Source organism: Prescottella sp. GW823-FHT02E09 (assembly GCF_058797375.1).
This window is the reverse complement of sequence record NZ_JBXAJP010000001.1, coordinates 590,826-612,793: the sequence shown is the minus strand read 5'-3', so window position 1 is coordinate 612,793 and position 21,968 is coordinate 590,826. Positions and strand designations below refer to the sequence as shown.

Genomic DNA, 21,968 nt, shown 5'->3' with positions numbered 1-21,968 from the left:
CGTTCACACACAGCCTGATCGGGCTCGTGTCATCGCGAAGGTGATGCGGCTCTCGGTTTCTCGTCGAGGTGCTGATCGGCGCGGGGCTCCACCGAGACGCTTCGTGCTTCCAGTGTCGCCTCGCAGTGATCGCACACGAGCCGTGGCACGAACGGATCCCCGCACCCGGTGTGCGTGAAGACGATCGCCTCGCCCTCGGGTGCGGGAAACCAGTGCTGTCCCCATGTGATCATGCACAACACCACCGGGAAGAAGGCGCGACCCTTCTCGGTGAGGTGGTACGTCATCCAGTCCGTCCGCTCGGTGCTGGGCACTTCGCCGAGGACGCCGAGTTCGAGGAAAGTGCGCAGGCGGTCGGCCACGATCGTGGGTGACGCCTGCATTCGCTCCGCGAACTCGCTGTAGCGTTTCGCGCCGAAGAACGCCGCTCCGAGCATCGCGGCCGACCACCGGTTACCGAGCAACTCCATGGTGTGCGGCAGGACCCGCGGCGGGCGCGCCGCGCCGTTGGACCGCCGTCGACTCGACGCCGCGGGCACGCTGCGCGTCCAGCCGCCGCTCGGTCCCATCTCGGCGACGACGTCGCGGGCGCCGGCCGGACACGCGCACGCGGCGCAGCGCAACACCGGCGTGAACTCCTGCCCACACACGGAGTGCCGCATCCGGGGCAGGACGCCCTCGTCCGGTGCCCACTGGAGTTCCCACGACCACACCGAGAGCAGGATCGGCCAGACCGACTGGCCGCAGTGGGTGAGCCGATACTCGTATCTCGCGGGCCTGTCCTGGTAGCAGACCCGCTCGAGCAGCCCCGCCTCCGTGAGCGCCGTGAGCCGGGCCGACAGGACCGCGTGTGAGATCCCGCCCACCGACATCCAGTCGCGGTACCGCCGTGCACCCTGCAGGGCGTGCCGCAGGATCCACAGGTTCCACTCGTCGCCGAGGAGGCCGAGCGTGACCGCGATCGCGTTGTCACCGCCCGGGACGAGCATGCGTCCGGCAGTCGGAGCGGTCGGCTCCGCGCCGGAGGCATGTTCGTCGGACATCCCACGAACTATAGTCCGGGACGATCCAGCCCCACCGCCTCCGCCGGGTCCTCCGCGGTCCGCCAGCGGGGGAGCACAGACCCGGGTGCCCAGGTCGAATGCGTGCCGCTCGAGACCCGCTCGGGCAGGCGGATTCGTGCCACCGGTCCGTCGGCGACGCGCGCGGCATCGAACACCAGACACTCGGACAGATCCCGGTCGACGTCCGAGGTGATGGTGACGAGGTAGCCGTCGTCCTCGGCGGCCGACCCGATCCGCGGGGCCATGACGGTCTCGCTGCCGAACACGCCCTCCCCGAACGAGAAGCGCTCCTCGTGCCCGGTGAGCGTGTCGTGCTTGACCAGGCCGTCGAACAGGAACCAGCCCGGCAGCCCGGTCGCCGCGTACGTGTAGCGGTGGCTGCGACCCGCGTGCGCGGGGTTGATCATGCCGAACTCGGTCACCGTCTCCGAAAGACGTTCCTCCCGAACCGCTCCCGTGCGCATGTTCAGTCGCCACCGGTGCAGGTGCGTACCCATGCGGTCGAGCGCGAGGAAGCGGAACATCCTCTGGTAGGGCCCGCCCTCGCCGGTGTCCTCTGGCTCCGGGTGCTCCTGGTGGAAGCCCTCGAGGATGATCTCGTCGCCGCTCTCGTACGCGTTGGTCCAGTGCAGGACATACGTCGGATCGGCCTCGAACCACCTGATCTGATCGGAGCTTCCGCGGCGCGGGATCACGCCCAGTCGCAGCGGGATGTCCGGGTGGAAGCGGGACACGTACTTACCCACCGCCAGTGCCTCCGGGATCCAGAACAGAGGACAGTCGTTGAGGATCGCGTAGTTCTCGGTGAAGGCCATGTCGTGCGGCAGTCGGGGGCCGGGCAGATCGATGTCGACGTAGTGCACCAGACGGTCCTCGGCGTCGACCACCCCGTAGTGCATGTACGGGGCGTCGGTGCCGTAGTTGAAGAACAACAACTCCCCGGTCCGCTCGTCCACCTTGGGATGTGCCGAGACTCCCAGGTCCGACGGGAAGTCGCCCTGCCACGTGGCCTTTCCCAGCGTCTCGAGGGTCGTGGGATCGAGTCGGTAGAGGTCGCCGCACTGCCAGAAACTGGTCTGGGCGACGCCGCCGTGGACCACGACATCGGTGCTCGACGCATCCTTCATCCGACCCCGTGCGCCCCAGCCGTCCTCGCGGATCGACTTCTCCGGCCGTTCGGCGATACCCGCCCACAGTGGGCCGCCCGACTCCTGTTCCGCGAGGAATCCGTCGGTCTTTACGAAACGATTGCGGTAGAAGGCTTTTCCGTCACGGAAACCGACGACGTGGATCATGCCGTCACCGTCGAACGGGTGGTACCGGCCCTCGAGGGCGGGGTGCGCCGGGTTCTCGGTGTTACGGAGGTAGACGCCGTCGAGGTCGATAGGTAGCTCGCCGATCACCTCGAGATCGTCGGCGCTGCGTTCCACGTGCTGGGGGCGCCAGGCCCCCGTCCGGTAGGGATGATCGTCGTCGGCCGGCAGTGTCGTCAGGGCCCGCCCGAGTACCTCGATCTCCATGTGCTTCCTCCTACTGTCCGATCACGAAACTGGCTGTTGTGGCGGTGCTTCCGCCGAAGTTCAACATTGCGGCGCGATGCGCGTCGGGCACCTGGTTGGCACCGGCGCGGCCGGTGACCTGGCGGTGGCAGTCGAGCATCATGCGAATTCCCGTGGCGCCCACAGGGTGTCCGACACCGAGCAGGCCGCCGCTGGGGTTCACCGGGATCCGGCCGCCGATCTCGAGGTCGCCGTTCTCGACGGCGCGCCAGCTCTCGCCGGGCGGTGTGATCCCGAAATGATCGATGGCCAGGTACTCGCTGACGGTGAAGCAGTCGTGGGTCTCGATCAGATCGAGGGCATCGACACCATCGATCCCCGCACGGCCGAACGCATCCCGGATCGTGTCGCGCACGTGGGGAGCCACGTAGGCGTCGTCGGCGCTGCGGGAGAGCTTGTCCTCCAGCGACAGCCCGACGGTCCGGTGGCCCCAGCCGAGGATGCGCGACCGGTTCGCGGCCGCCCCGCGGCTGCGGAGCACGGGGTGGTCCGCGCGGACCAGGACCACGCCGGCGCCCCCGTCGGTGAGCGGACCGCAGTCCGCCTTGCGCAGGCGGCCCTCTACCGGAGGATTGGCCACGAGATCGGCGGTGAACGACGCCTCGGTCCGGTCCCAGCCGCGGGTCTGGGCCAGCGGATTGCGGGCCGCGTTGCGAGCGGCGAGTTCCGCGATCGACCACAGGTGGCGTTCGTCCAGGCCGAAGCGCCGCTCGTACTCGTCGGCGATCTTCCCGAACATGTAGGGCCACATGAATTTTGCGTCGGAACCCTCGTGTCCGGCCCAGGCAGCGGCGCCCATGTGCTGTGCACCCACGTCGCCGGGAACGGTCTTTTCGAGTTCGACGCCGACGACCAGTGCGCAGTCGTACCTGCCCGACTCGAGATCCGCCATCGCGGCGAGGAGTGCCAACGACCCCGACGCGCAGGCGCCCTCGTGACGGGTTGCGGGTGGACCCCACAATCCGGGCACGACCGAGGCCGGCATCGCGCCGAGGTGACCTTGGCCGGTGAAGAGCTGTCCGAAGGCGTTGCCGACGTGCACGACGCCGATGTCCGCGGGGGTGAGCCCCGCATCCGCGAGCGTCCCCTCCACCACCTCGCGGGTCAGGTCTGCGATATCGAGACCCTCTTTCGTCAGGTTGCGTGCGAAGTCTGTCTGGTAACCACCGATGACACTGATCGTGTCTGCGTCCATGCCTGGTTCTCCTCGGGTCTTGCGGTTCGTTGCGTGCCAGACTACAACTAACAGAGTGATGCAGACCACTCAATCTTTCCGTGTGGAGGGGATGGTGCACGCCGGATTCGCCGACGCGGGCGGAGCGCGGACGCTCGACGTCGTGGCGCGTGCGTGTGCCCCGGCACAGGAGAGCCTCGCGTGAGCCGGGCATGGGTGTTCGACGCCGTCCGGCTGCCGCGTGGACGGGTCCGGCGCGGGGGCGGATCACTGGCGGGGATCCCGCCACACGCCCTGTTCGCGCAACTCCTGCGCGCACTGGAACTCCGGGGCCTGGACCCCGATCAGATCGACGATGTCGTGGTCGGCATCGGCACCGTCACCGGGGAACAGGCCGGGAACCTGGCGCGTGCCTCCGCTCAGTACGCGGGCTGGCCCGACGCGGTCGGCGGTTCGGTGGTGACCCGTCTGTGCTGCTCGGGGCTCGAGGCGCTCGGCACCGCCGCGGCGAAGGTCGTCGCCGGCCAGTGCGACGTGATGGTCGCCGGTGGCGTCGAGTCGATGTCGAGGGTGCCGATGCTCTCCGACGACCCCGCGATCGCGACGGATCGGGAACTCGGCGAGCGGACCGGCTTCGTCACCATCGGTGTCTCCGCGGACGCGACCGCGGCGGTGCACGGATTCACCCGCGAGCAACTCGACACCTATGCCGCCGAATCACACCGGCGCGCGTCGTCGGCGCCGTCGTCGGCAGCGGTGGTGCCGGTCCGTGGCGGCGACGAGGACGACGTGATCCTGTCGATCGACGAGGGCGCCCGCCCCGACGCGGCTGCGGCGCAGTTCGCCGCCCTGCCCGCGTTGTTCGCGGACGACCCGGCATGGGATCTGGTGCGACGCCGACTGCCCGACATGCGTCCGCCCACCGAGGGATTGCACTCCATCGCGACGGCACCGCAGCTCGCGGACGGCGCCTCGGCGGTCGTGATCGGTCGCCCCGATACCGCGCATCTGCACGGTCGCCGACCGATCGCCGAGATAGTCGCCGTCTCGCACCGGGCCGTCCGCTCGCCGCTGCTCGACGCTCCCGTCGACGCTGCACGAGATGCGTTGCGCCGATCCGGAATCGGGGCGCGCGACGTGGACGTCGTCGAGGCCAACGAATCGTTCGCAGTGAGTCCGCTGCTGCTGACGCGGGAGCTGGACCTCGATCCCGCGCGGGTCAATCCCGTCGGCGGTGCGCTCGCCGTCGGGCATCCGCTCGGTGCGACGGGGGGGCAATCTGCTGGTCTCGGCGTTGGACGCGTTGCACCGCGTCGACGGCGAGCACGCTCTGATCACGATCCCGGCGGCGCTGGGACTGGGGTCCGCCCTGGTCGTGCGACGCCTCCGATGACGACCGAACATCCCACATTCCAGACCCGTCCCCCGCTCAGCCGAGGAAGGTACACATGCCCCGAGAGTTCACCGCCACAGCCATTTCCGAGTCGAGTAGTCGCAGCGGCGCCGTGCTGTGTCATCCTGAGGACAAGATCCGCGACTACGTCGCGAAGGGGTGGTGGCGGAGCACCACCCTGCTCGATGCGTTCGACGACTGGGTCGCTGCTCGACCCGACGAGGACGCGGTGTCCGATCCGGTCAACCTGCCCGACCTCACCGGCGCGGTCCCGTCGACCCTGACGTGGACCCGCATGGGGGAGCGGGTGGAGGACATCGCGACACGACTGCACGAGAACGGGATCCGGCAGGGCGACGTCGTCGTGGTGCTGTTGCCGAACACGGTGTCGCTCGTGGCGACCTACCTCGCCCTGTGGCGGCTCGGGGCGGTCGCGAGCCCGGCCCCGGTCGCGTACCGGCAGCACGAACTGTCGAACATCTGCCGGGCGACGGGGGCCGTGGCCGTCGTGACGGTGGGACGACTCGTGGACCGCGACCTCGCGACCGAGGCGCTCGAGCTCGTCGATACGGGGTTCGGTCTGGAGACGGTGTTCGCGTTCGGGCCGGATGTCGACGTGCGCGCGGTGCCGATGGACGCCGAGGTGACCGCAGCCGCAAGATCGCTCGCGCGGCGCTACATCGACGATCTGCACGTGACGATCGGCGACAGGATCACGATCTGCTGGACCAGCGGGACCGAGGCCGCCCCGAAGGGCGTGCCCCGCTGTCATGCCGACTGGTTCGCGAGCGGGCAGGCCGCCCAGGACGGACTCGAGACCGACACGTCGTCGGTGATTCTGAACCCGTTCCCGATGGTCAACATGGCGGGCTTCGCCGGCGCCTTCCTGCCCTGGCTGCTCGGCGGCGGTCACCTCGTTCAGCATCAGCCTCTCGATCTGCCGGTGTTCCTGTCCCAGATCGAGCGGCACCGCGTCACCCACACTGCGATGCCGCCGGCGATCCTCACCATGCTGCTGCAGCGCGGCGAGCTCCGCGATTCGGTCGATCTGACGTCCCTGCAGCGGGTCGGCTCCGGTGGTGCCCCGCTGCCGCCCGCGGTGGTCCGGCGGTGGCAGGAGGAGTTCGGCATCGAGGTCCTCAATTTCTTCGGATCGAACGAGGGCGTGTGCCTGCTCGGCGCGCCGTCCGACATCCCGGATCCGACGGTGCGCGCCCGGCACCTGCCGAACTACGGTGCACCGGGCAAGGAATGGGCGACTCGGGTCGCGAAGATGACGTCGGTCCGACTGGTGGACCCGGTTTCGGGTGCCGACGTCCACGAGGTCGGCGCGCGCGGCGAGCTGCGCCTCCAGGGCCCGACGGTGTTCGGTGGATACCTCGAGGGCACCGCGACCGCGAGCCCGTTCGACGACCAGGGATACCTCTGTAGCGGAGACGTGTTCGAGTTGGGCGGTGCCGGCGGCGAATACCTCGAGTTCGTCGACCGGATCAAGGAGATCATCATCCGTGGCGGCATGAACATCGCCCCCGCCGAGATCGAAGGACTGCTCTTCGAACACCCGGCCGTCGGTGACGTCGCGGTCGTCGGGTACCCCGACGAGGTCCTGGGGGAGAAGTGCTGCGCCGTGGTGGTGCCGGCCGAGAACTCCGACGTCCGTCTCTCCGATCTCGTCGAGCATCTGCGTTCTCACCGGGTCGCCTCGTTCAAGCTGCCGGAGCGACTCGAGATCGTCGCGAGCATCCCCCGGAACCCGGTCGGCAAGATCCTGCGCCGCGAACTGCGGGAGAGGCTGCAGCCGGGCACCTGAGGCGCCCGCGGAACCGCGACCCGAGGGGAACGGTGCGCGCGTGAACCCGGTCAGCGAGACCGTCCGACCGTGACGATCGCACCTGAGGAACGATCACTGCGTGTCGACCGATCTCGCACCGTCCATGTTCGCGGCCCTACGCTCGCGCAACTACCGGTACTTCGCCACCGGCCAGATCGTCTCGCTGGTGGGCACCTGGATGCAGCGGCTGGCGCAGGACTGGCTGGTCCTGACGCTCTCCGGCGGTGACGGTTTCGCCGTCGGCGTCGTGATGGCCCTGCAGTTCGGGCCCACGCTGTTCCTCTCGATGTACGGCGGCGTGCTCGCCGACCGCTACGACAAGCGGCGCATCCTGCTGGCCTCGCTCGTCGCGATGGGAGCCTTCGGGCTGATCCTCGGACTGCTCGACGTCGGTGGGGTGGTGCAACTGTGGCACGTCTACGTGCTGTCGTTCGCGTTGGGATGCGTGACGGCGCTCGAAACGCCGGTCCGCCAGTCCTTCACGATCGAGATGGTCGGACCGGACCGGCTGGCGAACGCAATTGCCTTGAACTCCATGATGTTCAACGCCGCCCGCATCGTCGGACCCGCGGTCTCGGGTGTGCTGATCACGTTGATCGGCACCGGGCCCGTCTTCCTCGTCAACTCCGCGTCCTTCGTCGCGGTGTTCGCCTCGCTCGCGTGGATGCGGGTGGACGAACTCACCCGGGCGACCCCAGCGCCACGAGCCGGAGGGCAGGTGCGTGAGGGCTTCCGATACGTGCGCGGCAGGGCCGACCTCACCGTCGTCCTCCTCACAGTCTTCGTCGTCTCCACGTTCGGGCTGAACTTCTCGCTCACGCTTGCGGTCCTGGCCCGCAACACCTTCGACAAAGGCGCCGACGCCTTCGGCCTGCTGTCGACCATGCTCGCGATCGGCATGCTCGCCGGTGCCACGGTCGCCGCCCGGAGACTGTCGACCCCGACGGTGCGGTGGTGTCTCGGTGCCGCCGTCGGATTCGGCGTCCTCGAGACGGCGGTCGGCCTCGTGCCGTCGTACCTCGCGGTCGCGCTCCTGCTCGTGCCGACCGGTGCCCTCGTCCTCACGTTCTCCACGGCGGCGATGAGCATTCTGCAGATGTCGGTGCCGTCCGAGATGCGGGGTCGGGTGATGGGGATGTACATGCTCGCGTTCCTCGGTGGCACCCCGCTGGGCGGCCCGCTGCTGGGTTGGCTGGCCGACGCGGTGGACCCTCGCGCCCCGCTCGTCGCGGGCGGGTTGGTGTCCCTCGTCGCGGGCCTGGCCGCCGCGTTCTACGTCCGGTGCTCGACGGCCTTCGCCCGTGCCGGGAACACCGTGTAGCTCAGGGCGATGACGCCCCAGATCCCCAGCACGACGGTGAGGGCGTCGATCCAGTCGGACAGGGCCGCGGTGCGGGTCGGGTCGTCGACCATCGTGATCGCCGCGGTCAGCAATCCGTACGCGATGCCGCACGCGATCGCGGCCTTCCCGAACTCCCGCCACTCGCGGATCGCCCGGCCCGCGCCGTGCCGCGGCGGCTTCACCGGGGCGGGCCCGCCGGCGAACCGGTACGCGAATCGGGCGTCGGCCCAGCTGATGATGCTGTGCCCGAACGCCACCGAGAAACCGATGTAGGCGGCCGCCAGGCCGTGACTCCACGACGCGGTGCTGCCGCTGCGCAGGTCGATCGTGGTGGCGACGAGGAGCACGACGTCGACCAGTGGCGCGCCGACCAGCAGCGCGGCACCCAGGGCGGGGCGGCGCAGCAGGTAGCGCGCGACGAGTCCGGCGCCGAGGAACACCCAGAAGAGGATCTCGCACGCGACGATCAGTTGGACGATCATGCTCGACCCCATTTCTAGTACGGCTGTGTTAGTTATTCGAAAGCTAGCACAGTCGTGTTAGTTTTGCGGCGTGGTGAAGAGACCGAGCCCCGAGATCAGACGCGAGGAGATCGCCGATGCCGTGCTGCGGGTGATCCGCCGCGACGGCATCGGTGCCGCCAGCGTGCGGACCGTCGCCGACGAGGCGGGCATGTCCACCGGATCGCTCCGGCACTTCTTCGGCACCCAGTCGGAACTGCTGCTCTTCGCAATGGAACTCGTCACCAAACGGGTCTACGACCGCATCGCCGGGATCGAGTTCAGCGGGGATCTGCGGGCCGACGTGCGCGTTCTGGCCGAGCAGTTCGTCCCCCTCGACGACGACCGTCGTGGCGAGATGGAGGTGTGGCAGGCGTTCACCGTCGCCGCCCAGGCCGATCCCGCGCTCGCCGAGGTGCGCGACCGCTCCGATCTCGAGATGTACCACGGCTTCCTGGGGACCACCCGGGCGCTCGCCGAGGCCGGGCTGCTCCCGGCGTCCGCGGCCGAGGTCGAGGCGATGCGGCTGCACGCCCTGGTCGACGGCCTCGCGGCGCACGGCCTCAACCACCCGCACCGGATCGGTCCGGAACAGATCCACGCCGTCCTCGACGCGCACCTCGACGCGCTGTTCGCGACGGGCGGGAGCGCCCGCTAGCCGTCGACCACCCATACGGCACGATGGATCCGTGGTTCACGTCATCGACATCGCAGATCCCGCCGATCCCCGGCTGGACGACTTCCGAGACCTCAACTCGTCGGATCGTCGGCCGGACCTGCCCGGGGGCAAGGGGCTGGTGATCGCCGAGGGTGTGCTGGTGGTGCAGCGGATGCTCGCGTCCCGGTTCGCGCCGATCGGACTGCTGGGAGTGGACCGCCGCCTCGACGAACTGTCCGAGGACCTCGACGGCGTGGACGTGCCGTTCTATCGGACCACCGCCGCCGTCATGGCGGAGGTCGTGGGGTTCCACCTCAACCGCGGCGTGCTCGCCGCCGCACACCGCCCTCCCGCCCTGGACGTCGAGGACGCGCTGCGCGGGGCCCGCACCGTCGCGGTGCTCGAGGGCGTCAACGATCACGAGAACATCGGGTCGATGTTCCGCAATGCCGCCGGCCTCGGGGTGGACGCGATCCTGTTCGGATCGGCCGTCGCGGACCCGCTGTACCGCCGCGCGGTGCGGGTGTCGATGGGGCACGCTCTGCGGGTGCCGTTCGCGGACGTCCCGGAATGGCCGCGCGGGCTGAACATTCTGCGCGACAACGGTTTCCAGCTGATCTCGCTCACCCCCAACCCGTCCGCCGTGCCGCTGGCGGACGCGATGACCGGCGACAAGGTCGCGGTGCTGCTCGGCGCGGAGGGTCCGGGTCTGACCGAACATGCCATGCGCGCCACCGACGTCCGTGCCCGCATCCCGATGGCCCCCGGGACCGACTCGCTCAACGTGGCGACCGCGGCCGCGATGGCGTTCTACGAACGCATCCGGACCGGCTCGTGACGAGTTCCCCGGCCCCGACCCCGTGGGCAACGGGACTGCTGGTCAGCGCCTTCGCGGCGATCGTGGCGCTGGTCGGAGTGGTGGCATTCGGGTCGGCGCTGGCACACATCCACGTGCTGCTCGCGGTCGGCTTCAACCTGGTGGTCGTCGGCGGTGCCGCCCCCACCGTGTGGCGCTGGCGACACCGGCCGGTCTGGCGCTGGGCCGTCTACGGTGCCGCGGCCGGAGTGCTGTCCGGTTGGATCGCACTGCTTTTCGGGGCCCTCTGACGAACGTCAGTGGCTACGGCCGAAGAGTCGGGACAGCCACGACGGCTTCCTCGGTGGCGGCGCCGATTCCCGGTCGCCACCGGTCTCCGCCTCGCTGAGCTCCTCCTGCCGCTCCTCCTGCCGGGCCGCTTCGTCCCGCCGGGCCTGCTCCCGTTCCTCCTCGGCGCGGCGCACTTCCTCGGCGCGGCGTTCCTCCTCGATGCGGAGGACCGACTGCGGCACCTGCCCGGACGGGTACACCGCGAACCGGGACACCGTGATCGACGACGGATCCAGATCGTCGCCCAGCCACGCCCGCGGTGCGGCCTCCGCGAACTCGCCGGGGTTGAAGGGCAGGGTCTGCGGATCGGGCAACACGTCCAGGGAGGGACGCACCGGATGCTCTCCGGCCCAGAACGGGCGCTCCCATACCTGGGGGAGGCCGAGATCCTCGATGATGTGAACCGGTGTGGCGCTGAACGACCGCTTCAGTTCCCCGCGATCCCAGTAGGCGAACGCACCCCACGAACCGGCCCTCGTCACCGGACTCGACGAACAGAGATAGGTGTGGCGGAAGCCCGTCGGGTCGATCCAGTGCTCCACCAGCGACGAGGGGACCGGTGGCAGGGATTCGCCGGTGCGGACGACGACCACCCCGGGGTACCAGCCGGCGAGCACCTCGCCCGGTTGAGGTTTCGTGGCGTCCGTGAACGGTTCGTCGCAGAGATGCGACACCTCGAGCCCCGGATGCAACTGCCCGACGAGTTCCCGGGCGGCGTCCCGGTCCGGTTCCGCGTCACGCAGAACCGAGGCGGGCTCGGCGGCGTCGACGTACCAGATGGTGGATGCGTTGACCCCCAGCACCGATGTCAGCCGCGCCCGTTGCTCCGAACGCCCAGCAGAACGTCGTCCCAGGACGGCAGGGCGGGCTTACCGCGCTTGTCCTTGCCGTGGGTGTGCTGGGGTGCGGTCTTCGGCTCGTCGTGCTCGGACTCGTCGACAGGCTCGGGTGCGTCCACCGACTCCACCGGCTCCTCGTCGATGGCGTTGTCCGCGAGGAGGATCGACGACTCCTCGGCGGGGGTGTCGTGGTCGTGGTCCTGCTCCATGTCCGCCGGGCCGTAGATGCCGTTGCTGGGCACGGGGGTCAGGCCGCGGAGCGGGCGACCGAAGTCCGGGTCGACGAGCTGGACGGCTGCGTCGTCGAGCGAGTTGATGGTGCCGCCGTGCGCGTCGGGCTGGTAGCGCCAGTGCGCGGCGTTGGTGCTGCGTCCGGCCTGCCACTGCAGCTGGGCCACCCAGTGACCGCCCTCGTCCTTCCACGCATCCCAAATGGCGGCATCGATGTCGTGACCGCGGGCACGGAACGCCTGTGCCACGATCTCGGACAGGGTGTCCACGGCGGGGCCGTCCGGGCGCACCGGGTGACCGGCCTGCGCCATCTCGGCCGCGCGGCTGCGCTCGAGCAGGACGGGATGTGCGTAGCGTTCCACCTTGGAGTACGGAATGCCCGCCTGCTCGGCGACCTGTTCGATGGAGGCGCCGGCGCGGATCCGGGCCTGGATCTCTCGTGGGCGAAGCTGACTGTCCATTTCGATCTCAATCTGGCCGAGTCGAGCAATGTCTCCGCGGGAGGCCGCACGGAGCTTGTCATCGGCAGGGAGCCGGAACTTTTCGCCGGTGTCTGGATCCGAACACACCACGTGCGCGCCGCCAGGTTCGAGACCGATCACTCGCAGCTCTCGCACACTGTCCTCCTCATCGCGCCGACTCGCGATCACGCCGGAATCGACTGTAATTCATCTGTGACCCGTGTGCAGGAAAGACACGCGTGTGAATATATTTCCTCGCGATTTGCGCACGTATCGGTGTTTCGAGGGCGCCCCCGGGGCCGATACGTGCGCAAATCGCGGGGCGGCGGGGCGGAGACGCGCGCGAACGACGAAAGGGAGGGGCGGTCACGCAAAGCGTGACCGCCCCTCCCTTCAGAGGTAGTACGGGATCAGCCGAGCTGCGAGACGACCCAGTCGATGCTCTTGGTCAGCTGCGAGATGTCCTCGGGATCGATCGCCGGGAACATGCCGATGCGCAGCTGGTTGCGGCCCAGCTTGCGGTACGGCTCGGTGTCGACGATGCCGTTGGCGCGCAGGATCTTCGCGACCGCGGCCGCGTCGACGTCGTCGTTGAAGTCGATCGTGCCGACAACCTGCGAGCGGAGTGCCGGATCGGCGACGAACGGCGTCGCGAACTCGGATGCCTCGGCCCACGAGTACAGGCGCTCCGACGAATCCTTGGTGCGCGCGGTGGTCCAGTCCAGGCCACCGTTGGAGTTCATCCACGCGACCTGGTTCTCGAGCATGAGCAGCGTCGCGAGCGCCGGGGTGTTGTACGTCTGGTCCTTGGTGGAGTTGTCCACCGCGATCGGCAGCGACAGGAACTCCGGGGTCCAGCGACCCGAATCCTTGATCTCGGCGATACGCTCGAGCGCGGCCGGGCTCATCAGCGCGATCCACAGGCCACCGTCGGCGGCGAAGCACTTCTGCGGCGCGAAGTAGTAGACGTCGGCGTCGGCGGCGTCGACCGGCAGACCGCCGGCACCCGAGGTGGCGTCGATCGCGATGAGCGCGTTCTCCGAGCCCGCCGGGCGGGACACCGGCACGGCGACACCCGTCGAGGTCTCGTTGTGCGCCCAGCCGATGAAGTCGACGGAACCGTCGGCCACGATCGCCGGCGCGGAGCCCGGATCGCTCGACACGACGATCGGGTCACCGATGAACGGGTTGTTCTTCGCGACCGACGCGAACTTCGACGAGAACTCGCCGTACGTGAAGTGCTGCGAACGCTCACGGATCAGACCGAACGCGGCCGCATCCCAGAACGCGGTGGAGCCGCCGTTGCCGAGCACGACCTCGTAGCCCTCGGGCAGGGAGAACAGGTCGCGCAGACCGGAACGCACGCTGGCGACGACATCCTTGACCGGCTTCTGCCGGTGGCTGGTGCCGAACACCGAGGCGCCGACGTCGACCAGGGACTGCAGCTGTTCGGGGCGGACCTTCGACGGTCCGCAACCGAAGCGGCCGTCTACGGGCTTGAGGTCGGCGGGGATGATCGGTGTGCTCATCGGTGCGAGTTGTCCTTCTCGGTTGTGGTGACGGTCCAACTGGTCTAGCTGTGCGAGATCTGGTCCCAGCCCTCGACGGAGTCGGGGGTGCGGGGCTCGGGGCCGGTGTAGATCGCGGCCGGGCGGACGAGCTTGCCCAGACGCTTCTGCTCCATGATGTGCGCGCACCAGCCGGCGGTGCGGCCGCACGTGAACATCGCGGGCATCATGTGCGCCGGAACCTCGGCGAAATCGAGGATCACCGCCGCCCAGAACTCGACGTTGGTCTCGATCGCGCGGTCGGGCCGACGCTCCCGCAGTTCGGCGAGCGCGGCCTGCTCGAGGGCGGCGGCCGCCTCGAAGCGGGGGGCGTCGAGACGCTTGGCGGTGGCGCGGAGCACGCGGGCGCGGGGATCCTCGGCCCGGTACACCCGGTGCCCGAAGCCCATGAGCTTCTCCTTGCGATCCAGGATGCCCTTGACCAGTGCGCGGGCGTCGCCGGTGCGCTCGGTCTCCTCGATCATCGGCAGCACGCGGGCCGGGGCGCCGCCGTGCAGCGGGCCGGACATCGCGCCGATCGCGCCGGACAGCGAGGCCGCGACGTCGGCGCCGGTGGACGCGATGACGCGCGCGGTGAAGGTGGAGGCGTTCATGCCGTGCTCGGCGGCCGACACCCAGTAGGCGTCGATGGCCTCGATATGCGCAGGGTCCGGGTCGCCCTTCCAGCGCGTCATGAAACGTGCTGTGACGGTGGGGCATTCGTCGATCAGCTTCTGCGGCACGGCGGGCTGGTAGATGCCGCGCGCAGACTGCGCGACGTAGGACAGCGCCATGACGGACGCGCGGGCGGCCTGCTCGCGGGCGGTCTCGTCGTCGATGTCGAGCAGCGGCTGGTAGCCCCAGATCGGGGCGAGCATCGCCAGACCGGCCTGCACGTCGACACGGACGTCACCGGTGTGGATGGGCAGCGGGAACGGCTCGGCGGGGGGCAGTCCGGGGCCGAATCGACCGTCGACCAGCAGCGCCCACACGTTGCCGAACGTGACCCGACGGCCGACCAGGTCCTCGATGTCGACACCGCGGTAACGCAGCGCGCCGCCGTCCTTGTCGGGCTCGGCGATGTCGGTGGTGAAGGCGACGACGCCCTCGAGTCCACTGACGAAATCCTCGGGTACTACAGCGCTTGGTGCCATTGCTCCTGGACTCTCCTCATCCGAGTGCGTCCCTGAGGAGGGTCGCACTGTCGTTGGACCGAATCAGCATTCGACTACTACTGCGGTAACTGTCAGGTGCGGGATGCGCCGCCGGGCCTGGTACCCAAACTTTAGCCGGTGTCACCGGTCACCTGATCAGCGACTACCCGGGGGTAGCGTCTGAGGCTGTGTCACCAGATTCCCAGCGCCGGGGTTCCCGGAAGTCCGACCTCTCCGCGATGCGGGTGAGCTACGGCGAGATCGGGCCGGAGCGGCCCGTCGTCGACCCCGATCTGGAACCGTCGTGGCTCGACGACGGATGGCCCACGTTGGCGCGGCACTGGGTGGAGGACGCCGTCCAGGCCGCACTGCCCGAACCCAACGCGATGGTGCTCGGCACCGTCGACGAGGCCGGACATCCCTGCACGCGAACGGTGCTGTGCAAGGGCCTCGACGCCGACGGGGTGCTGTTCTTCACCAACTACGAGTCCGACAAGGGCCGTCAGCTCGCGGCCACGCCCTACGCGTCGGTGACGTTCACCTGGATTCCGCTGGCCCGGCAGCTGACCGTCCGCGGCCCCGTGGAGAGAACCAGCGAGGGCACGACGTCCGAGTACTGGAGCAGTCGTCCCCGAGGGTCCCGGCTGGGGGCGTGGGCGTCGCAGCAGTCGCGGCCGATCGGTTCGCGGGCCCAACTCGAGGCCGCGCTGGTCCACGTGGGCGAGCGGTTCGGCGTCGACGCCGACATCCCGGTTCCGGCGCACTGGGGCGGATTCCGGATCCGACCGGAGTCGGTGGAGTTCTGGCAGGGGCGACCCAATCGCATGCACAACCGGGTCCGCACCCGTCTGGTCGACGGTGCGTGGATCGTCGAACGTCTCCAGCCGTGATGCGGGGACCGCTCGCCGACACCACACCGCTGCGCAACCCCGACTACCGCCGGCTGTGGACGAGCGGCATCGTCACGGTCATCGGCGGTCAGCTCACCGTGGTCGCGGTGCCGGTGCAGATCTACGCGATGACGCAGAACTCGGCGTACGTCGGCCTGGCCGGTTTGTTCGGGCTGGTCCCGCTGGTCATCTTCGGGCTGTGGGGCGGCGCACTGGCCGACGTCATGGACCGCCGCAAGCTGATCGTCATCACCACGCTCGGGCTCATCGGCACGTCGATCCTGTTGTGGCTGCAGGCCGCGTCGGGCGTGGACAACGTGTGGCTGCTGCTGTGCCTGTTCTCGCTGCAACAGGTGTTCTTCGCGGTGAACTCGCCGACCCGCAGCGCGATCATCCCGCGGCTGCTGCCGCTGAAGGACCTGCCCGCCGCGAACTCGCTCAACATGACGGTGATGCAGTTCGGTGCGATCGCGGGCCCGCTCCTCGCGGGCGTGCTCATCCCGCACCTGGGCTTCGCGACGATCTACCTGCTGGACTCGATTGCGCTGCTCGCGACGCTGTGGGCCGTGATCAAGCTGCCCGCCCTGCCCCCGACCGGGGAGGCGCGTCGCGTCGGACTACGCGTGCTGGGGGAGGGCTTCGCGTACCTCGCGACCCAGAAGGTGCTGCTGGCGTCGTTCGTCGTCGACATCATCGCGATGGTGTTCGGCATGCCCCGGGCACTGTTCCCGCAGATCGCCGAGGACACGTTCGGCGACCCGAGCGGGGGCGGACTCGCGCTCGGGCTGTTGTTCGCCGCGATGTCGGCGGGCGCGGTGCTGGGCGGCGTCTTCTCCGGCTGGCTGCCGCGAATCCGCTACCAGGGCCGCGCCGTGCTCGTCTGCATCGTGCTGTGGGGGCTGGCGATGGTGGGCTTCGGCGTCGTCGTCGGCATCGCGACCCCGGGCAGTTCCGCGGTGCTGTTGTGGCTCGCGCTGGGCTTCCTCGCGTTCGGCGGTGCCGTCGACATGGTGTCCGCCGCCCTGCGTTCGACGATGCTGCAGCAGGTCGCCACCGACGACATGCGCGGCCGGCTGCAGGGCGTGTTCACCGTCGTCGTCGCGGGCGGGCCGCGGATCGGTGACGTGTTGCACGGCGGCGCGGCCTTCCTGTTCGGCACCGCAGTCGCGTCGGCGGGCGGAGGCGTTCTGGTGGTGATCGGTGTGGTCGTCTCGATGCTGGCGTTCCCGGCGTTCGTCCGATACCGCGTCAGCCGATCGGGCAGGCCCGAACATGTCTGAGCCGCGCATCGTCGTGTGCGGCGAGGCCCTCGTCGACCTCGTGCCGACGGGGGAGACCACGTTCGCGGCGCACCTCGGCGGCGGCCCGTTCAACGTCGCGACCGCGCTCGGCCGTCTCGGCAGCCGCGTCGCCTTCTGCTCCCGCATCTCCACCGACCCGTTCGGGGAGCGGCTGATCGCGGCGCTGATCGCGTCGGGCGTCGACGTCTCGACGACGCAGCGTGGACCCGAACCGACGACGCTCGCCGTCGCCGCCGTCGACCCCGACGGTGGTGCCGGCTACACGTTTCACGCCGACGGCGCCGCCGATCGGCTCGTCGCCGATCCCGGGCCGCTGCCTGCGTCGGTGGCGGCGGTGTCGTTCGGCACGCTCTCGCTCGTGTTCGAGCCCGGCGCCGGCGTGTACGCCGACCTGCTGCGCCGCAGTCGCGACGAGGGACGGCTCACGATCGTCGACCCCAACATCCGGCCGGACGTGTTCCCCGCCCACTACCGCCGCCGTTTCACGGAACTGCTGCCGTCGACAGACATCGTGAAAGTGTCCGACGACGACGTCCAATGGCTGGGACGGGGCGTGGACGGGACGACGCCCGCGCAGTGGCTCGATCGTGGGGTCGCCGCCGTCGTCACCACCCACGGCCCCGACGGGCTGAGCGTGCGCACACGTCGGATCCACATCGAGGTTCCCGGTTGCCGGGTTTCCGTCTCGGACACCATCGGTGCAGGTGACACGGTTCACGGCGCGTTGCTGCACTGGCTCGACGAGCATCGGGCGCTGGATTCGGATTCAGTTGGGGGCCTCGGCAGGGGACAATGGCAGGACGCCCTGGAGTTCGCGGCGCGAGCTGCCGCGGTCACAGTTTCCAGGCCCGGGGCGGACCCTCCGTGGGCATCGGAGCTCACGGGCGGCTAGTTTCTACTTGAATGTTACGAAGTTACTCACTGGTCTGAGTTTGAGAGGGATCCTTCCGTGCCCGCTGAGAATGACAACAAGCCCACACTCAGCTACCCCGGTGGCGAGCACACAATGTCTATCGCCAAGGCGACTGAAGGCAATGACGGCATCGAGCTGGGCAAGCTCCTTGCCAACACGGGTTACACGACGCTCGACCCGGGCTTCGTGAACACCGCGTCCACCAGTTCGGCTATCACCTACATCGACGGTGAACAGGGCATTCTGCGCTACCGCGGATACCCGATCGAGGAGCTGGCACAGCGCTCGACGTTCATCGAGGTCAGCTACCTGCTGATCTACGGGGAGCTGCCCACCGAAGCCCAGCTCGAGGTGTTCACGGACAAGATCCGTCGCCACACCCTGCTGCACGAGGACCTCAAGCGGTTCTTCGACGGCTTCCCGCGCAACGCGCATCCCATGCCGGTGCTCTCGAGCGCCGTCAACGCGCTGTCCGCGTACTACCAGGACTCGCTGGATCCGGAGGATCCGGAGCAGGTCGAGCTGTCCACGATCCGACTTCTCGCAAAGCTGCCCACCATCGCGGCGTACGCGTACAAGAAGTCCGTCGGCCAGCCGTTCCTGTACCCGGACAACTCGCTGAGCCTGGTCGAGAACTTCCTGCGCATGACGTTCGGCTTCCCGGCCGAGCCGTACGAGGTCGATCCGGAGATCGCCAAGGCCCTCGACATGCTGCTGATCCTGCACGCCGACCACGAGCAGAACTGCTCCACGTCGACGGTCCGCATGGTCGGCTCGTCGGACGCGAACCTGTTCACGTCCGTCTCCGCCGGCATCAACGCGCTGTGGGGCCCGCTGCACGGCGGCGCCAACCAGGCCGTGCTCGAGATGCTCGACGAGATCAAGGCGAACGGCGGCGACGCCAAGGAGTTCGTGCGCAAGGTCAAGAACAAGGAAGACGGCGTGAAGCTCATGGGCTTCGGGCACCGCGTCTACCGCAACTACGACCCGCGCGCCGCGATCGTCAAGGACACCGCGCACTCGATCCTCAGCAAGCTCGGCGGCGACGACCAGCTGCTCGAGATCGCGATGACCCTCGAGGAAACGGCCCTCACCGACGACTACTTCGTCGAGCGCAAGTTGTACCCGAACGTCGATTTCTACACGGGTCTGATCTACCGCGCGATGGGCTTCCCGACGCGCATGTTCACCGTGCTGTTCGCGCTCGGCCGCCTCCCCGGCTGGATCGCGCACTGGCGTGAGATGCACGAGGATCCGGCCACCAAGATCGGCCGCCCGCGTCAGATCTACACCGGTTACACCCAGCGCGGCTACGTGGACCTGTCGGCTCGCTGACCCGTCCTGCCCGACTACGACTGATCGGACAAACACCATGAGCACCAAGCCCGAGATCGATTTCCAGGAGGGCCCCGCGCCCACCGAACTCGTCATCAAGGACATCGTCGTCGGCGACGGCCCCGAGGCCACCCCCGGAGCCAAGGTCGAGGTCCACTACCTCGGCGTCGAGTTCGACTCCGGCGAGGAGTTCGACTCCTCGTGGAGCCGTGGCGAATCCATCACCTTCCCGCTCGCCGGCCTCATCGCCGGATGGCAGGAGGGCATCCCGGGCATGCGTGTGGGCGGTCGGCGTCAGCTGACGATCCCGCCTGAGCTCGCGTACGGTCCGGCCGGTGGCGGTCACCAGCTGTCGGGCAAGACGCTGGTGTTCGTCATCGACCTGCTCGACGTCGTCGTCCCGCCGCCGGCACCGGAGATCGAGCCGGCCACCGGCCCGGCCCCGGCCGAGCTGGTCATCGAGGACATCGAGATCGGTGACGGCGCCGAGGCTCAGCCCGGCGGCGTCGTCGACGTCCACTACCACGGCGTCGAATACGACACCAACGAGGTGTTCGACTCGTCGTTCCTGCGTGGCGAGTCCGTCGCGTTCCCGCTGGGCCGGCTGATCCCGGGCTGGCAGGAAGGCATCCCCGGCATGAAGGTCGGCGGTCGCCGCAAGCTCACGGTCCCGCCGGAGCTGGCGTACGGTCCGGCGGGTGCCGGTCACCAGCTGTCGGGCAAGACGCTCGTGTTCGTGATCGACCTGCTGGGCACCCAGTAGCCCTGTAGCGCTTCAGCACTCAGGCCCCGCACCGATGATCGGTGCGGGGCCTGATGTGTTATCCGGTGTCGGCGTGAGCTACAGCGAGCCGCCGATGAGTGCCGTGACGGCGTCCAGCAGGACCGGCAGCGACTTGTAGATGACGTCGTACAGGTCGGCGAGGGAACCCATGATGCCCATGTGTGTGTCTTCTCCTGGTGTGTCTGGATGGCGTACGGACTAGGCGGAGCCGGTGAAGCTACCGGCCTCGACGGACCCGGTGTGCGCGTTGCTGAACATCTTGGTGAGTGCGTTGATCAGCGCGGTCAGGTTTTCGATAGACGTCATGTCGTGTGCTCCAAAGCTCTTCGGTGGACTTTGCGGTGGCGCAGATCAGGCGCTGGCGGAATCGAGGCCCTGAAGGGCGGTCATCAGCGGCAGCAGCTTGAGCATGTCGAGCAGGCCGAAGCCTGCACCGTTGGCCTTGAGCAGATTCTCGAGCGATCCCATGTCACGTCCCTTGTTCAAAGATGTGTTCCAGCACACACTTTCGGTGCCGATGTGATTTCTACCAAGCGTTCAATACGCACGTCTAGGTCTCGGGATTCGGGGCTTTCGGGAGCGCTACGCGCATCGCGGAAACTTGCTGGTAATCGAAGTTTCAGTAAGTCTCGACGGGGAATCGTGTGGGATAAGTCACAAACCGGACAGGTGCGCAGAAAGGCGCCCCGGCCGAAGCCGGGGCGCCTTGGATGGAGCGTGGTGAAGCTGGTGCTACTGCCGGATGACTACCGCGGGGTGCCCATGGCGTCGGCCAGCATCGGCCAGGAGTTGTTCAGGTCGTCGCGCCAGTAGCCCCACGAGTGGGTGCCGGCCGGCTTGAAGTCGAACGTCGCCTGGCCGCCCATGCCGTTCTCGTTGACTGCCCGAGCGAGGCGGTGGGTGCACTCGTTGGTTGCAGCCTCGATGATGCCGCCGACGATGACCTGGTTGGCCAGCGTCCCGAAGTTGCCGTTGATGCCCTGGCTGTCGAGGGTGTCGTGCGGGCCGGGCAGGCCGGACGCGTTGGACACGTACAGCTTGGGGCCGCCCTTGAGCTTGCCGATGTTGATGATCGGATCGTGGGCGATCCAGTCCGGGCTGCCGACCGGGCCCCACATGTTCTCGACCTCGGCGTCGCCGCGCGCCGCGATGACGATCTGGATGTAGGTCTGGCCGACCGGAGTCGCGGTGTCCGCGCAGCCGCTGTACGCGCCGACAGCCTTGTACAGCTGGGGGTCCTTGAGCGCGAGGTTGAACACCGAGGTGCCCGACGTCGAGATGCCCGCGAGCGTGTTGACACCGGTGGTGCCGAGCGCCGCGTCGATGACCGGCGGCAGTTCCTGCGTCAGGAAGGTTTCCCACTTGTTGACGCCGTGGAGAGACGGGTCCGCCTTCTGCCAGTCGGTGTAGTAGGTGAACGCGCCCTGCATCGGGGTGACGACGTTGACCTGCTTGTCCTTGAAGAACGTGCCGATGTCGGCCTGCTTCTGCCACGACGCGGAGTCCTCGCCGCCGCCGGCACCGTTGAGCAGGTACAGCGTGGGAGCGGGCTTGGACGTATCCTTCGGGCGGATGACGTCGAGCGGGATGTCCCGTCCCATCGCCTCCGAGTAGACGACCAGCTTCATCTTGTTGCCGCCGAGCTGGGTGGCGGACACCAGCTTGGTCCCGCCGTTGGCCTTCGCGGACGCCTGGACCTTGGCAGCGTCGGTGTTCGGTGCTGCGGCCGTGGCCACCCCGGCCCCGAGGAACACGGGAAGTGCGGCGACCGTCGCCGTCGTGGCGCCGATCAACGCTTTGAGCCGGCGGGACTTCTTGGTTACACGCATACTTACTCGCCTTCGG

Annotated in this window: 20 protein-coding genes and 2 pseudogenes; 13 read left to right on the top strand and 9 right to left on the bottom strand. The window is 68.7% G+C overall.

Annotation, left to right across the window (positions count from 1 at the left end; all coding sequences use genetic code 11):
• Positions 1-29: 29 nt before the first annotated feature.
• The 3 genes from AC1RIF_RS02950 to AC1RIF_RS02940 are packed head-to-tail and all read right to left on the bottom strand — an operon-like array spanning position 30 to position 3,818.
• Positions 30-1,043, bottom strand: coding sequence for a winged helix-turn-helix transcriptional regulator (locus tag AC1RIF_RS02950; protein WP_492599865.1), 1,014 nt, complete (start codon positions 1,041-1,043; stop codon positions 30-32).
• Positions 1,044-1,051: 8 nt separating this feature from the next.
• Entirely contained in the window at positions 1,052-2,584 is a 1,533-nt protein-coding gene (locus tag AC1RIF_RS02945; RefSeq protein ID WP_492599864.1) for a carotenoid oxygenase family protein, read from the bottom strand.
• Positions 2,585-2,594: 10 nt separating this feature from the next.
• Positions 2,595-3,818 carry an acetyl-CoA acetyltransferase gene (locus tag AC1RIF_RS02940; RefSeq protein ID WP_492599863.1) on the bottom strand — a complete coding sequence of 408 codons (1,224 nt, stop codon included), beginning with the start codon at positions 3,816-3,818 and terminating at the stop codon, positions 2,595-2,597.
• A gap of 55 nt (positions 3,819-3,873) precedes the next feature.
• Here AC1RIF_RS02940 and AC1RIF_RS02935 point away from each other — a divergent pair, with 55 nt between their 5' ends.
• The 4 genes and pseudogenes from AC1RIF_RS02935 (at position 3,874) to AC1RIF_RS02920 (ending at position 8,342) form a co-directional block, all read left to right on the top strand.
• The gene (locus AC1RIF_RS02935; protein WP_492599862.1) at positions 3,874-4,002 is read left to right on the top strand and encodes a hypothetical protein; all 129 of its coding nucleotides are present in this window, start codon (positions 3,874-3,876) and stop codon (positions 4,000-4,002) included.
• Positions 3,972-5,015 (top strand): annotated as a pseudogene (locus AC1RIF_RS02930) (thiolase family protein); the annotation flags it as partial. The gene AC1RIF_RS02935 and the pseudogene AC1RIF_RS02930, both read left to right, overlap by 31 nt.
• 230 nt (positions 5,016-5,245) lie before the next feature.
• Positions 5,246-7,000, top strand: a complete 1,755-nt coding sequence (locus AC1RIF_RS02925; RefSeq protein ID WP_492599861.1) for a class I adenylate-forming enzyme family protein — start codon at positions 5,246-5,248, stop codon at positions 6,998-7,000.
• 124 nt (positions 7,001-7,124) lie between these two features.
• A complete protein-coding gene (locus AC1RIF_RS02920) occupies positions 7,125-8,342 on the top strand; it encodes an MFS transporter (protein ID WP_492600129.1) in 1,218 nt (405 codons plus the stop codon).
• Here AC1RIF_RS02920 and AC1RIF_RS02915 read toward each other — a convergent pair.
• Positions 8,294-8,845, bottom strand: a complete 552-nt coding sequence (locus AC1RIF_RS02915) for a hypothetical protein (RefSeq protein ID WP_492599860.1) — start codon at positions 8,843-8,845, stop codon at positions 8,294-8,296. The genes AC1RIF_RS02920 and AC1RIF_RS02915 overlap by 49 nt on opposite strands.
• A gap of 70 nt (positions 8,846-8,915) precedes the next feature.
• On the opposite strand from AC1RIF_RS02915, the gene AC1RIF_RS02910 reads away from it, so the two are divergent.
• From AC1RIF_RS02910 to AC1RIF_RS02900, 3 genes are read left to right on the top strand one after another with little or no spacing between them, the layout of a single operon-like run.
• Positions 8,916-9,521: a TetR/AcrR family transcriptional regulator gene (locus AC1RIF_RS02910; protein ID WP_492599859.1), complete on the top strand. Its 606-nt coding sequence runs from the start codon at positions 8,916-8,918 to the stop codon at positions 9,519-9,521.
• 31 nt (positions 9,522-9,552) lie between these two features.
• On the top strand, positions 9,553-10,359 hold the full coding sequence (locus AC1RIF_RS02905) for a TrmH family RNA methyltransferase (RefSeq protein WP_492599858.1): 807 nt from the start codon (positions 9,553-9,555) through the stop codon (positions 10,357-10,359).
• Positions 10,356-10,628, top strand: a complete 273-nt coding sequence (locus tag AC1RIF_RS02900) for a DUF2537 domain-containing protein (RefSeq protein WP_492599857.1) — start codon at positions 10,356-10,358, stop codon at positions 10,626-10,628. Before AC1RIF_RS02905 ends, AC1RIF_RS02900 begins: the two co-directional genes overlap by 4 nt.
• A 6-nt stretch (positions 10,629-10,634) precedes the next feature.
• On the opposite strand, the gene AC1RIF_RS02895 is transcribed toward AC1RIF_RS02900, so the two are convergent.
• From AC1RIF_RS02895 to AC1RIF_RS02880, 4 genes are all read right to left on the bottom strand, one after another.
• Positions 10,635-11,471 (bottom strand): DUF6928 family protein, encoded by an 837-nt coding sequence (locus AC1RIF_RS02895; RefSeq protein WP_492599856.1) that lies wholly within the window; start codon positions 11,469-11,471, stop codon positions 10,635-10,637.
• A 5-nt stretch (positions 11,472-11,476) separates the two neighbouring features.
• Positions 11,477-12,355: a septation protein SepH gene (gene sepH / locus AC1RIF_RS02890; protein ID WP_492599855.1), complete on the bottom strand. Its 879-nt coding sequence runs from the start codon at positions 12,353-12,355 to the stop codon at positions 11,477-11,479.
• Positions 12,356-12,609: 254 nt separating this feature from the next.
• Positions 12,610-13,728, bottom strand: a complete 1,119-nt coding sequence (gene serC / locus AC1RIF_RS02885) for a phosphoserine transaminase (protein ID WP_492599854.1) — start codon at positions 13,726-13,728, stop codon at positions 12,610-12,612.
• Between the two features lie 44 nt (positions 13,729-13,772).
• Positions 13,773-14,900 carry a citrate synthase 2 gene (locus tag AC1RIF_RS02880; RefSeq protein WP_492599853.1) on the bottom strand — a complete coding sequence of 376 codons (1,128 nt, stop codon included), beginning with the start codon at positions 14,898-14,900 and terminating at the stop codon, positions 13,773-13,775.
• 239 nt (positions 14,901-15,139) lie between these two features.
• On the opposite strand from AC1RIF_RS02880, the gene pdxH reads away from it, so the two are divergent.
• From pdxH to AC1RIF_RS02850, 6 genes and pseudogenes are all read left to right on the top strand, one after another.
• The gene (pdxH, locus tag AC1RIF_RS02875; protein ID WP_492600128.1) at positions 15,140-15,790 is read left to right on the top strand and encodes a pyridoxamine 5'-phosphate oxidase; all 651 of its coding nucleotides are present in this window, start codon (positions 15,140-15,142) and stop codon (positions 15,788-15,790) included.
• Positions 15,790-17,070, top strand: coding sequence for an MFS transporter (locus AC1RIF_RS02870; RefSeq protein ID WP_492600127.1), 1,281 nt, complete (start codon positions 15,790-15,792; stop codon positions 17,068-17,070). Before pdxH ends, AC1RIF_RS02870 begins: the two co-directional genes overlap by 1 nt.
• A complete protein-coding gene (locus AC1RIF_RS02865) occupies positions 17,063-17,983 on the top strand; it encodes a carbohydrate kinase family protein (protein WP_492599852.1) in 921 nt (306 codons plus the stop codon). The genes AC1RIF_RS02870 and AC1RIF_RS02865 overlap by 8 nt, the downstream gene beginning before the upstream one ends.
• Positions 17,984-18,040: 57 nt before the next feature.
• Complete coding sequence (locus AC1RIF_RS02860) at positions 18,041-19,339, top strand: citrate synthase (protein ID WP_492599851.1); 1,299 nt, start codon at positions 18,041-18,043, stop codon at positions 19,337-19,339.
• 37 nt (positions 19,340-19,376) lie between these two features.
• Positions 19,377-19,733 (top strand): annotated as a pseudogene (locus AC1RIF_RS02855) (FKBP-type peptidyl-prolyl cis-trans isomerase); the annotation flags it as partial.
• Positions 19,722-20,102: an FKBP-type peptidyl-prolyl cis-trans isomerase gene (locus tag AC1RIF_RS02850; protein ID WP_492600126.1), complete on the top strand. Its 381-nt coding sequence runs from the start codon at positions 19,722-19,724 to the stop codon at positions 20,100-20,102. The pseudogene AC1RIF_RS02855 and the gene AC1RIF_RS02850, both read left to right, overlap by 12 nt.
• Positions 20,103-20,869: 767 nt before the next feature.
• Here AC1RIF_RS02850 and AC1RIF_RS02845 read toward each other — a convergent pair.
• Positions 20,870-21,952: an alpha/beta hydrolase gene (locus AC1RIF_RS02845; RefSeq protein WP_492599850.1), complete on the bottom strand. Its 1,083-nt coding sequence runs from the start codon at positions 21,950-21,952 to the stop codon at positions 20,870-20,872.
• Positions 21,953-21,968: the final 16 nt, after the last annotated feature.

Coding starts and splice junctions, on each gene's coding strand:
- AC1RIF_RS02950 (WP_492599865.1), bottom strand. CDS start 1,043: ATGTCCGACGAACATGCCTCCGGCGCGGAGCCGACCGCTCCGACTGCC.
- AC1RIF_RS02945 (WP_492599864.1), bottom strand. CDS start 2,584: ATGGAGATCGAGGTACTCGGGCGGGCCCTGACGACACTGCCGGCCGAC.
- AC1RIF_RS02940 (WP_492599863.1), bottom strand. CDS start 3,818: ATGGACGCAGACACGATCAGTGTCATCGGTGGTTACCAGACAGACTTC.
- AC1RIF_RS02925 (WP_492599861.1), top strand. CDS start 5,246: ATGCCCCGAGAGTTCACCGCCACAGCCATTTCCGAGTCGAGTAGTCGC.
- AC1RIF_RS02920 (WP_492600129.1), top strand. CDS start 7,125: ATGTTCGCGGCCCTACGCTCGCGCAACTACCGGTACTTCGCCACCGGC.
- AC1RIF_RS02915 (WP_492599860.1), bottom strand. CDS start 8,845: ATGATCGTCCAACTGATCGTCGCGTGCGAGATCCTCTTCTGGGTGTTC.
- serC (WP_492599854.1), bottom strand. CDS start 13,728: ATGAGCACACCGATCATCCCCGCCGACCTCAAGCCCGTAGACGGCCGC.
- AC1RIF_RS02880 (WP_492599853.1), bottom strand. CDS start 14,900: ATGGCACCAAGCGCTGTAGTACCCGAGGATTTCGTCAGTGGACTCGAG.
- pdxH (WP_492600128.1), top strand. CDS start 15,140: ATGCGGGTGAGCTACGGCGAGATCGGGCCGGAGCGGCCCGTCGTCGAC.
- AC1RIF_RS02870 (WP_492600127.1), top strand. CDS start 15,790: ATGCGGGGACCGCTCGCCGACACCACACCGCTGCGCAACCCCGACTAC.
- AC1RIF_RS02865 (WP_492599852.1), top strand. CDS start 17,063: ATGTCTGAGCCGCGCATCGTCGTGTGCGGCGAGGCCCTCGTCGACCTC.
- AC1RIF_RS02845 (WP_492599850.1), bottom strand. CDS start 21,952: ATGCGTGTAACCAAGAAGTCCCGCCGGCTCAAAGCGTTGATCGGCGCC.